The organism is Parashewanella spongiae (genome assembly GCF_004358345.1).
GTDB classification, from domain to species: domain Bacteria; phylum Pseudomonadota; class Gammaproteobacteria; order Enterobacterales; family Shewanellaceae; genus Parashewanella; species Parashewanella spongiae.
In genome coordinates this window covers 3,397,159-3,413,882 of the sequence record NZ_CP037952.1, presented here as the reverse complement: position 1 = coordinate 3,413,882, position 16,724 = coordinate 3,397,159, and the positions used below count along the sequence as shown (strand labels likewise).

The 16,724-nt window shown below is 39.3% G+C and carries 9 protein-coding genes; 4 read left to right on the top strand and 5 right to left on the bottom strand.

From position 1 onward, the window contains the following. Positions 1-420: 420 nt before the first annotated feature. The 4 genes from E2I05_RS13365 to E2I05_RS13350 form a co-directional block, all read right to left on the bottom strand. The gene (locus E2I05_RS13365; RefSeq protein WP_121851772.1) at positions 421-1,860 is read right to left on the bottom strand and encodes a sensor histidine kinase; all 1,440 of its coding nucleotides are present in this window, start codon (positions 1,858-1,860) and stop codon (positions 421-423) included. After that, on the bottom strand, positions 1,857-2,603 hold the full coding sequence (locus E2I05_RS13360; protein WP_121851771.1) for a response regulator transcription factor: 747 nt from the start codon (positions 2,601-2,603) through the stop codon (positions 1,857-1,859). Before E2I05_RS13360 ends, E2I05_RS13365 begins: the two co-directional genes overlap by 4 nt. 121 nt (positions 2,604-2,724) lie before the next feature. Then, complete coding sequence (locus E2I05_RS13355; RefSeq protein ID WP_121851770.1) at positions 2,725-3,453, bottom strand: spondin domain-containing protein; 729 nt, start codon at positions 3,451-3,453, stop codon at positions 2,725-2,727. A gap of 16 nt (positions 3,454-3,469) precedes the next feature. After that, the gene (locus tag E2I05_RS13350) at positions 3,470-4,174 is read right to left on the bottom strand and encodes a spondin domain-containing protein (RefSeq protein WP_121851769.1); all 705 of its coding nucleotides are present in this window, start codon (positions 4,172-4,174) and stop codon (positions 3,470-3,472) included. A gap of 247 nt (positions 4,175-4,421) precedes the next feature. On the opposite strand from E2I05_RS13350, the gene E2I05_RS13345 reads away from it, so the two are divergent. Then, positions 4,422-5,018, top strand: a complete 597-nt coding sequence (locus E2I05_RS13345; protein ID WP_121851768.1) for a hypothetical protein — start codon at positions 4,422-4,424, stop codon at positions 5,016-5,018. Positions 5,019-5,095: 77 nt separating this feature from the next. Here E2I05_RS13345 and E2I05_RS13340 read toward each other — a convergent pair whose 3' ends face one another. After that, positions 5,096-6,712: an alpha-glucosidase family protein gene (locus E2I05_RS13340; protein ID WP_121851767.1), complete on the bottom strand. Its 1,617-nt coding sequence runs from the start codon at positions 6,710-6,712 to the stop codon at positions 5,096-5,098. 608 nt (positions 6,713-7,320) lie between these two features. On the opposite strand from E2I05_RS13340, the gene E2I05_RS13335 reads away from it, so the two are divergent. The 3 genes from E2I05_RS13335 to E2I05_RS13325 all read left to right on the top strand — a co-directional run bounded on the left by E2I05_RS13335 (position 7,321) and on the right by E2I05_RS13325 (position 16,713). Further along, the gene (locus tag E2I05_RS13335; RefSeq protein ID WP_121851766.1) at positions 7,321-10,254 is read left to right on the top strand and encodes a TonB-dependent receptor; all 2,934 of its coding nucleotides are present in this window, start codon (positions 7,321-7,323) and stop codon (positions 10,252-10,254) included. A 42-nt stretch (positions 10,255-10,296) separates the two neighbouring features. Further along, entirely contained in the window at positions 10,297-14,625 is a 4,329-nt protein-coding gene (pulA, locus tag E2I05_RS13330; RefSeq protein ID WP_446500444.1) for a pullulanase-type alpha-1,6-glucosidase, read from the top strand. Positions 14,626-14,784: 159 nt separating this feature from the next. Beyond that, positions 14,785-16,713, top strand: a complete 1,929-nt coding sequence (locus E2I05_RS13325) for an alpha-amylase family protein (RefSeq protein WP_121851764.1) — start codon at positions 14,785-14,787, stop codon at positions 16,711-16,713. Positions 16,714-16,724: the final 11 nt, after the last annotated feature.

Genomic DNA, 16,724 nt, shown 5'->3' with positions numbered 1-16,724 from the left:
AGGATTAAATTTTGTGCTATTTGAGCATTTATCTGTTCAAGGCGTGAGCTGTGATGCTTAGCCATCTAAGTGAGCTGGTCACAACACAGAACAGTGAATGCTCAAAAGCATCGAAAAAAAAGAGAGCGTAAATTGGTCGCTCTTTCTAAATCAAAGGTGCTGCGTTATCGTTTTTTTATTTGGAAACGAAGTAACGACAGTTTTGTATGTCGATAATAACCAAACCTCACAAACTCTGCCTTGCATAAAACAACCAATTTATCGCTGCAAAAACAATCACGAAAGATCAACAGACCCTAGATGACCGACATACAAAACTGTCGTTATTTCATTGCCCACTTTTCGTGGGAATGACGAAATTACCACATGGAGTTATGCATATATCACTCACTCGTGTGGTTGCTCTGGCAAAAGGCTCACTTAAATGTACAAACTGAAGCAACACCCTTTGCCCGGTTGGCTAGTAATATCTATTTTGTAATTTAGGAGTGCTGCGAGTTGTTGTACGATTGATAGTCCTACGCCAAGTTGTGGAAGAGCACTTTCTTTAGAAAATGACTCAGCTTTATTTTCATTGAATGCTTTTAACTCGTGAATGTGCATTCCAGCTCCAGTGTCTCTTACTTTTAATATTGAACCTCTGGCGGATTTTTCCAATGTGATATCAATTAACCCTCCAGATGGTGTATGCCTAATCGCGTTATCAATTAGGTTTGATAATATACGTCGCATTAACCCAACATCTGTCGATATTATTGAATCACTAGTTTGCTTGAATGCTAGCTTTACTTTCCGTGTCTTAGCTTGCGGAGCAAATGACTGTTCTAAATCGCTTAGTAATGCATTTAATGAAACTGTTTCTAAACTAGGCGTAATTTTTCCATTCTCTAACGCCGCCAACTCCAATAACTGAGTGAGTAGTTGTTTTAACTTTTCTCCAGAACGATAAGCGACTTCAATCCACTTCGACTCTCTTTCTGATTCGGGAGTGTGTAACCAAGTCTCTTGGTAACCTAATAACGAAGTGAGAGGTGTTTTTAAGTCATGTGATAGATGAAGTAAAAAATCATGTTTTGATTTTTGAATCTTGGTAAGAGCTTGATGTTGATCAGATAACTTCTCAAGCAAGATATTAATGTCGCGACTAAGTTGATTAACTTCTCTGCTGCCTCTGTAACGGATCGGTAATGCAAGGCCATTCGTTAGATTCGATACATCAATGTTAGATAAATCGGTAGCAAGTCTGGCTAGAGGTTTAGTAAAATACTTTAAAAAAAGGGTAAAGATCGTGATAGCAGACAAAATACTGAAAAATATAGCAACACCAAATTTTGTTGGTGCTTGGTTTTCATTTACGATTGTTTGCCAAGAATCCAGTTGTTCTCCGCCAATGATCACGTATAAAAATCCTGTATGTTTTCCTTCTGGGTCAATGAGTTTGGCTACAGAAAATATTTTTTCGTGATTAATTCCTCTAGGATCTGTACCTAATATCGGGAGCCTTTCTTTATTTAAAAAGTCATTTATTTTTAATAGATTAACAGTTTGAGTTTGGATTTTTTCTTCTTTGGCATCATAGGCAATAACTTTACCTGCGGTATCAAGAGTATAAATTTCGAAACTTGGCCCCAACAGCATGAGATCATGAAAAGCTTCTTTTAATGCTGAATCTGCTGTTACACCACTTGCTAACATAGGGTTTATGTCTGCCATGTGCTCAGCAAGTTCTGAATGCAAAGATTGTTGCACTCGTTGTTGTGTATACTGTTGGCTGTACTCAAGCCATTGCCATAATGTGGCTAAAAGCAATAAAACTGCAAATGTTACTGATAGCCATAATCGGCTGAATAATGATTTCATTGTACTTTCCGTGATTCAGGTGGGGAGAATTTATATCCAACACCCCAAACCGTTTTTACGACTTCATCAGCATCAAATCTATGGGCAAGTTTTGATCGTAAGCGGTTAATATGACTATTAACCGTATGCTCATACCCAGAATAGCTATAGCCCCAAACAGCTTCTAATAACTGAATTCGGCTAAATACTTGTTGCGGGTGTTTCGCTAGATAATGCAATAGATCAAACTCAGTGGCTGTCAATTCAATAGAATCATCTCCAGCTAAGACTTGTCTGGTATCAGTATTAATAATCATTTCATTGAAATTGATTTTATTCGATTTTTGAGACTGACTTGCGTGCTTATTCGAGCGGCGTAAGAGGGCTTTAACTCGGGCTCTAAGCTCTAATACGCTAAATGGTTTAATTAAGTAGTCATCGGCACCAGACTCTAAACCCAATACTACATCAGCTTCAGTATCTTTTGCTGTGAGCATCATAATTGGGACGTCAACATTCTGTTCTTCAAGCAGTAAACATAGAGTAAGCCCATCACCATCCGGTAACATGCGATCCATGAGGATCAAATCATAATTGTTATCGTTAATGTGGTGGTGAGCCTCAGTGAGGGTTGAGCAATGAGTGACATCGAGCTTTAATACATTCAAATTGAGCTTTATCAGAGTAGCAAGATCTTCTTCATCTTCTACTAATAAAATTTGTGCGTTTTTTTGTGGCTGAGAAAACGTGTGATTTCCATTCATTTTTTAGCGCCTCTGATGATCATATTAATCAAGAGACCTGACATTAGCTTAAACAATTTCGGTTAGGTCGAAATTTAAGACATCACTCATCTAATTTTTAGAAAGTGATGCCTTCCAAAAATTACTTTGTACGTTCAATAACAACTTTCATTGCAGGATTATCAAAGCGATCTGATGCTTTTAACACAGAATCTGCTAATCCATCGTCTTGTGTAATTACACCTGGATGAATATGTACCTTATTCACGTCACCTTCACGACTTGGGTTAAAGCCTTCACCACTATCGGCCGGCCCTGGAATCGTGCCTTTAGCTTCGCTATTTGCTTCAGTTCCAGAGTCATATACATTGGCTCTAAAAGTCATCTTGTCGCCAACTTCTAAAGAAGATGGGTCAAAGTTGCTGACGCCTGTAAATGCATCATTGGTATTAACCAACATAGTCAAAATAGATAAGTTCTCTATTTCATCTTGGTTAAATGTGACAGTCAAAGATTCTGATGAACCAGCTGCTAGTATGCCTGCGCCACTAACGAGCTGAGAAACGCCGTCTTCTGACTCTAGATCTGAATTATCACCAGCTTCAGCAAGGTTTTCTAATGCTACTGATGCTTCAGTTCCAGCTGAAAATATTGGGTTATCAGCATTATGAGCAACTACTGCTATAGGAGATAGAGGTTGACTAGGAGTTAAATTAGTCACCGTTACCGTGTAATCTTGAGTAACTACTGCTGGAGGTGTCGGAGTAGTCTCTACTGGTGGCAAACTGTCATTGTCTGAACAACCGCCAAGTACTGCTAGACTACACATCCCGAGAACAATGGCTGACTTTTTAAAATTGAGTCGATTCATTTGTTATCTCCCTTTGTTATTTAACAGTAACAACAACGCGAGCAACAGGGTTTAACCAGCGATGATTACGACTATCTAGATCGCTTTTTCCGCCACTTAAATCGGTATCACCTAATACACCAGGGTGAATATGAACATTTTCATTGGTTGAGTCATCTGTAAGACCTGTGCCGCCAGTTCCGGCATCGCCACCTGGAGCTACAGGGATCCCCAATACACCTAGAGCGCCACTTCCTTCGACTACCAATTCATTATTGGCCTCAGTTCCTGCATCATAAGCGTTGAGGTTTATCGTGTAAGTGCCAGCTTCCGTTGGAATTTTCCAAGCATCAAGACCAATAAACGCATCATTGGTTGGAAGGATCATTGCTACTAGCGAAAGGTGCGTCATTTCACCAGAGTCCAGTTCGAATTTTGCTGAAGCCGTGCTTGGAGCAAGAAGACCTTCAAATGGGTTTGCGACAACAACAGCACCAGCAGCCGTTGCTAAAGTATCTAAATCGCCAACAGCACCACCTTCAGCCATTTTTTGTAAAGCTTCTGATGCCTTTGTACCAGCTTGAAATAAGTGTAATTCAGAATCGTGCGCAGCAGCTAAAACAGGAGTGAAGTGGTTACCATGTGTTAAGTTGATAACTTTAACTTCTAGGTCTGCTGCAGTTACTGGTAATGCAATTAAACCAGTTAAAGCGATTGATTTGCATAGGTTGGACAATTTCATGTTGATCTCCGTGTCAGTAATTAATGATGAGTCTGACAGGGAGAGTTCACTGCTTTATCCTTTATTTATAACAAGATTGTCACAAGTGAAAAACGAAACTGTCATGCACCTGTCTGATTTCTAGAATAAGAAAGTTAAAATGCATTATTTGACATAAACTCGATCAAGCGTATGGCAAGACAATCGAAAAATTTAACAAATATGAAAGTGATTTCCTATGCTGCACTAGGAAACATTAGGTGAGTAAATGGCAACAGCTTCCGCAGATAGTCAACTGATCCCTATTGTCTGGCTGACAAGTGAAAATAGCGGCAGAGATCCATATCCATATATTAAGTCAAATGACATTATTAATATTCGTACAGAATCTTCGGAATTTTGGAAAGACGTAGAGTTTTCAGTAGAGGTAAAAAATCCGACAACAAGGATTTCGGAATCAATAAAATATGTAGTAGAAATAAAAAGAATCGGTGTTGTGAATCACTGCGCCAAGTTTCACGTAAGAAACAAACAGGCTGATTTGTCAAAACCCATTCAGTTAAATGAAAAAATTGGCGATACTTACTCTGTGTCTAAAGATGAACAACATCGATCAGCTAAACACTGTACATTTTTTCGTTCGTGCTGTGTTTGTTTCGGCGGCCAGCAAACTAGTGACCAGAAAAATGACGTAAAAAGGGAACGTAAGAAAGTTGATATAAGTAACTCAGAGAGTATTAGAGAGTATCTTCCTGAAAAAATTAAATATTTGTTGGATAATTATCGAAATTCAATGACATTAGACAATCAAAAAGTGGAACAAAAAACTCTGAGGGGAAGTTCGTATGAAATTAATCTTCGATAAACTTCTTAGATTATTCCAATTAGCAACAGATATTAACGATTTAAATCCATTGCTAATTGGTGTTCATAGCTCACATCTTAAACTGAACCGAAATAAACAGAGTAAGGTGGGAAAGTAATTGTTTTCTCATTTAAGGATGCAGCATTTTTAAAAGGATGTGTTAATAGCGCAAGGTGCATTTCGACATCAAGTTTCACAGTTTCTGCAGATAAGTTGAATCCACATATAACAGTCTCACCATTTAAATGACGCTTAAATATCAATATTGGCTCCGGTGTTTCGATGAACTCAATATCCCCACATATAAGAGGTAATTGAGTTTTACGCCAAGCCATGAAAGAGCGAAAGCTATTGAGTATCGAGCTGTTATCAGTATCTTGTATATCAACAGCAAGCGCTTTATGTTCGTCAGAGATAGGTAACCACGGTGTGCTTTCCCCAAATCCTGCAAATGCTTCCTTGTGATTCCACGGCATTGGAGTACGGCAACCATCTCGACCTTTGAATGTTGGCCAAAAAGTTATGCCATAAGGATCTTGTAGCTGATCGAAAGGAATATGAGATTCAGGTAAACCTAACTCTTCGCCTTGATAGAAACATATGCTGCCGCGTAAGCTCGCGACCAAGGCGGTAATCATTTTACATTGCTCAGGGTTCGACTCACTATTAGCCCAACGACTTGCAACACGTGTCACATCATGATTACTTACTGACCATGATGGCCAACCATCAGTGACTTTAGCTTCTAAAGTTTGTACCGTTTCTCGAATGTACTTAGCACTATAGTCTTCGGTAAGAAGCTCAAAGCTGTAACCCATGTGAATACGGCCTTCTTCAGTGTATTCAGCCATGGTTGCTAATGAATTTTCAGAAGATATTTCACCTAAAGCAGCAGTATTTGGATACTTGTCCATCATGCTTCTTAATTTTTCTAAAAAAGATAAGTTCTCGGGCTGAGTATTATTGAAATAGTGATATTGGAAAGCGTATGGGTTATCTTCTGAAAAACCTCGGCCTTGTCGTTTGTCAACAGGCTTTGCGGGGTTGTCTCTTAGCTGTTTGTCATGGAAACAAAAATTTATGGCATCTAGACGTAAGCCATCAACACCTTTTTTCAACCAAAACTCAACATTATCAAGAACGGCTTGTTGAACATCAGGATTATGAAAATTCAAGTCCGGCTGGCTACTTAAGAAGTTATGCAGGTAATATTGTTGACGACGAGGTTCCCATTGCCATGCAACGCCACCAAAAATTGAAATCCAGTTATTTGGCGGTGTGCCGTCTTCGTTGGCATCGGCCCATACATACCAATCAGATTTGTCATTATCTCGTGACTGGCGACTTTCTTTAAACCAAACATGTTCATTAGACGTGTGGCTCAAGACTTGATCGATCATGATTTTCAGACCAAGATTATGCGCTTTTTCGAGCAGCTCATCAAAATCATCCATATTACCAAATAAAGGGTCAATATCGCGATAATCGCTGATGTCATAACCAAAATCTTTCATGGGTGATTTGAAGAAAGGTGAAATCCAAATTGCATCAACGCCTAGTCCAGCAATGTACTCAAGTTTACTGGTGATACCTTGTAAATCACCAATACCGTCAGCGTTACTGTCAGCAAAGCTACGTGGGTACACTTGATAAATCATGGCACCTTGCCACCACTTGATTTCAGTATTTGTCATGCTTAATGCTCAATTATTATTGTTTAATCGTTGTGTAGCTGTGTTTTGGGTAATTACTTAAATAAAGGAAACACAGTGAATGCTGCTGATAATAAACAAACTAATGACGTCAGTCATGATGCATACGAATTCAGTAATAAAATTACATAAATGTATTTTATTGCGGGTTTAACACTTATTTTGCTGTGGTTTTGCTTAAAAAATGGATCGAAAAGCACTACTAAATTTTTCGTGTGAAAAAAAGTAACGATTTAGTAATTTTCGTTGAAAAAAGAAATTAATTAGTAAAAAAACGGTAACAAATATTCTAAATAAACGAAGAAAAATATGGATAATACGAAGTGCCAATCAATAAAAAAATCGATAGCTTCTAACTGATGATTTAATTTATTTCATTAAATTTCAGTGTGTTATGTTTTTTAACGGATGATTTCTATCTGTTTTTACAATTCTCAATGTCGGTAGAAACTTGATAGCTATATGTTGAATACGTATGCAGCAAGTTGTTGTTGCAAATATTCAAGAGATAGTATGTCGCGGCAAGCGCCTGATTAAACAAATTTATAACAAAGGTTGTACCAACAGCCAGATTTGGCCAAGGAAAATGAATGATTAACTTTAAACCAAGTGTATTGACAATCGCACTGGCTACTGCGGGGTTGAGTTACTTTTTTTGCACACCACTCGCTCAAGCTGCCGATGAAAATGAAACTGGAAGTGGGACTGTCGTCAACACTGAAAAAAATTCGAGACAGCCTAGTAGTGATGTAAAAGAAGAAAAAATTGAACGAATTCAGATTACGGGTTTTCGCCGTAGTTTGATTGACTCACTAAATGCAAAACGTTTCGCCGATACTGTTTCTGAACAGTTGTCAGCGGATGATTTAGGTTCATTGCCTGACGTGTCAATGGCTGATGCTTTAACTCGACTTCCGGGTATTTCAGCTGTTCGTACTAGTGGACAAGCTGCAGAGATCAATATCCGTGGTATGTCGGGCGGCTTTGTGGCGTCAACACTTAACGGACGCGAACAAGTTTCAACCAATGGTGAACGGTCTATTCAATTCGATCAATATCCATCTGAGCTAATTAACTCTGCTGCGGTATATAAATCATCTAAAGCTTCATTAATTGAAGGCGGTATCGCCGGTACCGTCGAGCTAGAAACTATTAGCCCCTTAGATGCAGATGATGCTAAAAAGTTTAAAGTGAATCTGCGAGGCATGCATAATGATCGCGCGGGTGAAGTATATGGTTCTCAAGATTATGGTCATAGATTCACCGTTTCATATTTAGATAAGTATCTAGATGAAACTGTCGGCGTAGCAGTGGGTTATGCAAGGCTTCAACAACCTAGTGTTGCCACTCAGTTTATTGGCTTTGCAGTCAATGATAGTACTGATGTCGATCACCTTGCTGATGACACAAATGGCCCAGAAAGTAACCCTGCTAATGAATATATTAGTGAAGGTTTCGAGCTTCAACACGTAGGTGGCGTTGAAACTCGTAATGCATACATGGCTACCATCGAATGGGCACCTGTTGAAAGCTTCAATTTTAAAGCTGATGCATTTGTATCACGTTTTGACAAAGATGCTTTCGCAAGAGGAATGCGAGTTAAGTTTGGCGGGCCAAATGCCGCATGGAACAACGCAAATTTAGATGGAAATGTTGTTACTGGTGGTAATGTTAACCGTACATCTAATAGCTATACACGTGTCGAAATTGTAAATGATAATAACCGTGATACAGATGAAGTTAATAGCTTTGGTGTGAATGCTGCTTGGCAAGTAACAGATGATCTTGCTGTTGATTTTGATGTTTCATACTCGGGTTCAAAAAGTAACTTCCGTAATGGTCTGTTATGGTCAAACGTAGCTGTTGATGCTAATGCCGAAACACCTATTTTTGATGAAAATGTATCAATTAACTATCAACTAAATGGATTGGATTTACCTGATGTTGGGTTTAATCAGGCTGACGCATTTTCAGATATAAATAGAGTTGTAGTGAGCAAATACGGTATCTATCCGTTTTTAAATGATGACAGTATTACTGCATATCGATTAGATTTTGATTACAGCCTTGATAGTGAAATCTTTTCTTCAGTTCAATTTGGTGTTAGATACTCAGATCGTCATTATTCAAAAGATCGTGCCGTTTTCGAATACGGTAATGATGGCGCTTTCTCTAAAAAAGAACCGCCGTTACGTTTAACTGAAGATATGGTCGATGTTGTTGACTGGGAAGGCGATTTCAGTTATTTCCCATCTTATTTAGCTATCGATGTTAATCAAGCTTTAAATGCATGGTTCCCAGCAGGTATACCACAACCAGTACAAACTTGGGGAAATGCTGGGGGAGTAATTGATCCTAAAGGATATACAACAAATTATTCATGGACAGTGCTTCAAAGTGGTGACGTGTTCGAGAAAGTATTGTCAGCCTACGCAATGGTTAATATCGATGCGGAAATCGCCTCTATTCCTGTATCGGGTAACATTGGCATTCGTGCTGTAGATACAGATCAAAAAGCAACCATTCTTGAGTTTGTTGGTGATAACCCAGAGTTAGGCGCTCAATACATAGTTGATGAGCAAGGTATTGTTAACAATCAATATGCTCCAACATTGAAAGGTATCGAATACACTGATTACCTTCCATCGCTGAATTTAAGCTTTAATATTGATGAAGATGGTCAATATATTCGCTTTGCTGCAGCAAAAGTAATGTCTCGTTCACCGATTAGTCGATTAGCTGGTGATATCAGTGCCCAAGCGGATAACGATGGTAGAATTACGGGTTCGAGTAATAATAACCCATTCTTAAAACCATTCTATGCAAACCAGTATGATTTGTCTTTTGAGTCTTACTCGGAAAATACCAGCTACGTAGCTGCGCTATTTTATAAAGATATTAAATCATTCATACAAACAGTACCAATTCCAGAGTTCGACTTTAAAGGAAACGGATTCAATGTTCCTGATTTCATTATTGATCCACTTTCTGGAGAGCAGATCGAAACGGTAAATGGCACATACACCACAGCTGTTAATAATGCAGAAGGCGGATATATTCGCGGTATTGAGCTTGCCTATTCACATGTTTTCGACTGGTTACCAGATGCATGGTCAGGACTTGGCTTCAACTTGAGCTACTCATATACCGAAAGTGAAGTTAGCCGTTTAACAAATCTAGGTGGTGAGTCTGTAAAACAAAGCTTACCTGGACTGTCAAAGCAGGTTGCCAGTGCAACTTTCTTTTATGGTTACGAAGGTTTTGAAACTCGTATGAATGTTCGTTACCGAGATGAGTTTGTTTCAGAACAAGTGGCTTTAGATAATCAAGTTGTGAACTTTGATGATGAATTGGTATTAGATTATCAAGCTTCATACGCCTTTAACGATGATTTTAGCGTGCTGTTCCAAGTCAATAACTTCACAGATGAGCCGACGAAAAGTTACTTTGGCAAGCAAGCCAACACAGGAACTATTCAATACTTTGGCCGTGAGTTCTACATGGGCTTTAATTATGCACTCTAATCAGGTGTTAATAAAAACTAAAACAAGGAGACATGACTCATGATGAGTATCTCTAACACTGTTAAATTATCAGGCATTGCGATTAGCCTATCCCTTCTTTGGGGATGTGGTGGCGATTCAGCAGAGCCAGGGAAAGAGTTGTTGAGTTGTCCTGCACCGATGATCCCAGATGCTGCTGGAACATCGTGTATAGCGCCTCCACCAATACAATGTGCAGCACCAACTGTACCAGATGAAAAAAATGAGCAATGTGTCGTAGGTGCTGATCCTACATTGCCTGCACCAACGGTAGTACCTGGTCCAAATCAAACCGTTTTGTATTATAACAATCCGGGAGTTGCGGAAAACACACCCAATGATGCTACTTATGAAGGGTACCGTTTGCATTCATGGAATGATGGCACATGTGACGCATACGCTGAGCCATTTGATACTACAGATTGGGCTAATGGGCATATTCATGATGGTGTTGATCCTAATTATGGCGCCTATTGGATCATTAACCTAAAAGAGGGCTATGGTGAGTGTGGTAATTTTATCATTCATATTGGTACTGAAGGTTCAGGCAAAGCATTGGGCGACGTTGATTTAAAAATGCCGTTAATGCAAGACGATGAAACATTTGTCCGCATGAACTTTACCCTTCACGGTGAGCCTTCGGTTTTTGAATACCCAATTTTAAACTTGGGTGAAAGACCTGCCACAATTAATGGCATGTCTGCTCATTGGATTGATTCAGAAACTTTACTGTGGAATCAAGCCAGTGATAATGACGCTGTTGTTAAACTTCATCATTCACCTCAAGCTACATTAACTATAGATGAAACAGGGGTTAGTGGTTCTTCTTACGAGCTTTCAGAAGTTGAATTAAGCGATGCACAAAGAGCTTTAGTTCCACACCTTGCTGATTGGGCAGCTTATTCACTAGATGTAAATAAAGTAGAAGCAAAGCAGTTAGTTAAATCACAACTGGTTATGGCGTCATACTCAAGTGAAGATAAGCCTTTAGCCGCGACTTATGTTCAAGCAGCTAAGGTTTTAGATGATCTTTATACTAAGGGAGAAGACGATGCTAATGAAGCTGTATTAGGTACAACTTATAATGGTGATGAAGTCACAGTTGCTGCATGGGCTCCAACAGCTCAAAACTTGAAATTACAAGTTTATGATGCAGATAAAAACCTGACTAATTCTCATGATATGAGCTTCAATGAAACATCAGGTGTATGGAGTTTTACAGGCTCAAATTTAGACCGAAAATTTTATCGCTTTGAAGTAACTGTGTATCACCCAGCTACTAAGCAAATAGAAACCGTTGAGAGTACTGATCCATATTCGCTTAATGTTTCAATGAATGGCCGATTCAGCCAATTTGTAAATTTAAACGATGCAGATCTAAAGCCGGAAGGTTGGGATGAACAAACTGTAGCGACAATTTCAGATCCTGAAGATGCCATTATCTATGAAGGTCATGTACGTGATTTTAGTGCAAGAGATGAAAGTACAGCGGCAGAAAATCGTGGCAAATATCTTGCTTTTACAGAGGAAAGTTCAGCGCCAGTTAACCACTTAAAAGCATTGGTTGAAAATGGCTTGACACATTTCCATGTATTACCTGTTACAGATATCGCTTCAATAAATGAAGATGTTTCAGAGCGTATTGATATAAATGATACTCTGGGTGAATTGTGTGACATTATTGATAATAATGCGAATGCGTGTAAAACAGAGTCGCACACATCGACCATAATCGACTTACTTGAAGGCAGTTTATCAGGTTCAGGAGATGCACAAGCACTTGTAGAAGCTATGCGAAGCATGGATAGCTTTAATTGGGGTTATGATCCTCATCATTTTATTGCTCCTGAAGGAAGTTATGCATCTGAATCTGAAGGTGTAGCCAGAGTTATTGAACTTCGTGCAATGAATAAATCACTGCATGATATGGGTCTACGTGTTGTACTTGATGTTGTGTATAACCACACAAGTTCATCAGGCGTATTTGACAACTCAGTTTTCGATAAACTTGTGCCAGGATACTTTCATCGATATAACGAAGAAACAGGTAATGTAGAGCGTTCAACATGTTGTGAAAATACAGCAACAGAACATGTCATGATGGATAAGTTTGTGAGTGATTCACTAGTCATTTTAGCTAAAGAATACGGCTACGATGGTTTCCGTTTTGACGTGATGGGGCACATGCCTAAATCAAGTATTCTTGCCGCTCGTGAAGCTGTTCAGGCCGTTGATGCGGATAACTACTTCTATGGTGAAGGGTGGAACTTTGGTGAAGTGGCTGATAATCGCTTATTCACTCAAGCGACTCAAGCTAATATGGCTGGAACGGAAGTTGGTACTTTTAATGACCGAATCCGTGAAAGTGTGCGCAGTGGGGCAATTTTTAAAACAGTAGCCGATGATGGAACACTTCGCGAACAAGATACGCTTCGTTTATCTTTAGCTGGCAACCTTCAAAACTACGTCCTTAAAGATTTTAATGGACGAAGTGCTGCTGGCAATAGCTTCACTTGGAACAGTCAGCCAACAGCTTATGCTTTAGATCCTGCTGATTCGATTAACTATGTTTCAAAGCATGATAACGAAACATTATGGGATCAACTGCAATATTCAAATGACGTTGGTCTAGATATTGAAAGCCGCGTTCGAATCCAGAATATTGCTGCAACGATTCCATTATTAAGCCAAGGAATTCCTTTCTTCCAAATGGGAGGGGATCTATTACGTTCGAAATCAATGGATCGTAATAGTTATGACTCAGGTGACTGGTTTAATTTAGTTGACTTTACTAAAGAAACTAATAACTGGAACGTAGGGCTACCTCGCCAGCAAGATAATGGTCAAAAATGGGATGAAATTTCTGGTATTTCGGCTAACCCAAATGCTGAAGCTAGTATGTCAGATATTGAATTTGCTTCTAATATATTTCATGAATTTTTGAAGATAAGAAGCCAAAGCAAATTGCTTCGATTAAATTCTGAGTCAGATATTATCTCTCGTCTTGGTTTCCATAATGTTGGACGAAACCAGACACAAGGCTTGATTGTTATGAGCCTTGATGATGGTAGCGGCTTAGCTGATTTAGATCCAGCTATTGATGCGATGGTTGTGGTTGTGAACGCTTCGAACGAAGAACAGTCGCATACAATTCCTACTGCAACTGGATTTAGCTTACACCCTGTACTTGTTGAATCTTCCGATCCGCAAGTGCGAAGTGCAAGCTTTGCTGATGCTTCGACGGATGATGAAATCGCAGGGCGATTCACTGTTCCAGCCTATACAACGGCCGTATTTGTAAAAGCTCAAGGTGATACACAAGGCGTAGGTTTATCAGCAATTGCAACAGTTGGCGCTCCTGACGTTGTTCCTTATGGAAGCACCTCGGTTTACTTGCGTGGTTCGATGAATGGATGGAGTACAGATGACGAGTTAACGTACATCGGTGCTGGGTCTTATCAAGTTGCTGTAAGTTTAACTGCTGGAACAGAGTATGAGTTTAAACTTGCAGATGCAGATTGGGCTGTAGTTAATTTAGGTGGCGTATCTGATGTTGAAGCAATCGTTGAAAGAGAACTCAATGAATCTTTATCGGTTGGTGGTGCGAACCTGAAATTTACACCTGCTCATGATACGGTTTACCACTTCACATTGAATGCTGCGAACACTGAATCTCCAGTATTAACGGTAACGTTTGAAGAGCCGTATTTTGGAACGGCTGTTTATTTGCGTGGCGGTATGAATGGTTGGGGTACTGATGATCAACTTGAGTACTTAGGTGAAGGCCTTTACCGTATTGATGTTCAAGTTGCTGCGGGTGTGACTGAGTTTAAACTTGGTGATGCAGATTGGGCTTCGGTTAATCTCGGAAGTGCTGGTGGTGATATCGAGTTGGCCGATGAGTTACTTTTGGCCGCTAACGGCGGTAACATTAGCTTAGACTTCCCTGAAGAAACAGCTTATAGCTTCATTCTTAATGCAACAGATAAATCGTTACCTGTATTGACAGTGTTAAAAACAGAAATGTTTGCTGGAAACTCAGTCTTCATTCGAGGAAGCTTGAATGGTTGGGGTACCGATGATGAGTTGGTCTATCAAAACGATGGGACATACAGTTTTACTAAGTCTATCGATGCTGGCGATTATGAGTTTAAAATTGCTACCGAAGATTGGAGTACTGTTGACTTTGGAGCTTTTACTGGTGAAGAAAGTGTAGAACTTGACGAAGTATCTGCAATGGCCTCAAAAGGTGCCAACATTCAACTATCAATTGCGGAATCTGGAAATTACCAATTCACTGTAATTGGCCCAGATATTAACAATCTTAAGATCCTAGTTACCAGAGTTAATTAAGGTAACAATCTCAACTCACCCGCGTTTTATGTGCGGGTGAGTTTTATCTATTTTAAAACAAACTTTCCCTTAAAATTTTCCGTTTTTCATTTGTGTTGTTGAGTAAACTGCTCAAATGAAAGTTGGTCGACTGTAAATAAAAAAGTGAATTGTAATAAAATGAAAACGACAAAAAAATTTCTTCTTTCCGCTATTTCTTTGTGTATCACTACAGGTTTAGGCTTATCAGCATGTAGTGATCAAAATACTTTCAGTGCACAACAATCGATACCAGAGAATACAAAAAGTAATGAATCCAAGGTATCGGATGAACAAGGCAAAATAGTCCTGTACCAAATGTTCACTCGTTTGTTTGGCAATAAAAATACGACCAACAAACCTTGGGGGACGTTAGAGGAAAACGGCGTTGGTAAATTTAATGACATTAATGACAATGCGTTAAAAGCTATTAAAGGCTTAGGGGCAAACTATGTATGGTATACAGGTGTTCTGCATCATGACTTAGTGCGTGATTACACTGATATTGGTATCAGCAATGACGACCCTGAAGTTATAAAAGGCCGCGCTGGCTCGCCATATGCGGTTAAAGATTACTACAACGTCAACCCAGATATGGCCGTTAATCCTGCTAATCGTCTGCAAGAATTTGAAGCGCTCATCCAACGCACACATAAATATGGCTTAAAAGCCGTAATTGATATTGTGCCTAATCATATTGCCCGCAACTATCAATCCATTTCAAAACCTGCAGGCGTTGAAGATTTTGGCGCTAACGATAAGCCAGAACTTGGATACCATCGCGATAATAATTTTTATTATGTTGAAGGCCAAGATTTTGTCTTACCTGAATGGTTAGAGGGTTATCAAGTCTTAGGCGGTGAAAAGCATCCATTAATAGATGGTGAATTTGTCGAAAGCCCTGCTAAATGGACGGGTAATGGGTCACGTAAAGCACAACCGCATTTTTATGATTGGTACGAAACGGTAAAAGTAAACTATGGTGTTCGTCCTGATGGTAGTTTTGACTTTCCTCGTTTACCTGCCGAATACGCTGAAAAAGGAATTTCTGAACATTTTGAGTTTTGGAAAGGTAAAGATGTACCAAATTCGTGGGTGAAATTTAAAGATATCGCCCTCTATTGGACGGCAAAAGGTGTCGATGGATTCCGCTATGATATGGCTGAAATGGTGCCTGTTGAGTTTTGGAGTTATATGAACAGCCACATCAAAATGCAAAATCCTGATGCATTTTTGCTGGCTGAAATATATCAACCTGAAATTTATAATGATTTCATCAAACTCGGGAAAATGGATTACTTATATGACAAAGTTGATTTGTATGACCGCTTAAAAGAAGTCATTCAAAATAAGCGAAACACAGATGTGTTGGATGACGTAGCGGTTAAATATACAGAAATCGATGAGCATTTATTACATTTCTTAGAAAATCACGACGAGCAGCGCATTGCTAGTCATGAATTTGCAGGAAACCCAGAAAAAGCGTTACCTGCAATGGTCGTCTCAGCTACTTTAGGCAAAGGGCCAACCATGATCTATTTCGGCCAGACCGTGGGTGAGAAAGGCGAAGGTGATGCAGGCTTTGGTAAGTCAAGTCGTACAAGTCTATTTGATTATTGGGGTGTGCCAGCGCATCAGCAATGGATGAACGATGGTAAGTTTGACGGCGCTAAATTGTCTAATAAACAAAAACAGCTGCAAGCTTATTACAGTAAATTATTGAATTTCACTCGAAACGCTAGCGCATTAACAGGCGAGTGGGTAAACACTCACAAGGTTAATAAGGAACAAGCTGGATATTCTGAAGATATATACAGCTATGCGCGTTTTGACGACAAACAAAAACTGTTAGTTTTAGCTAATTTTTCAGAGCAAAACAGTGCCACGTTTGAATATCAAATACCCAGTGAACTCATTAAAACCTGGCAGTTAACAGATGGTAATTATCAATTTGTTGATAGGCTTAATGAGGCTGAATACCAATTAACAGTTGTGAAGGGTGAAGCGACAGTAACGTTGACAATGGCACCGCTTATGTCTCGTATTCTCGAACTGAAAGCTAAAACGTAAGGTCAATAATA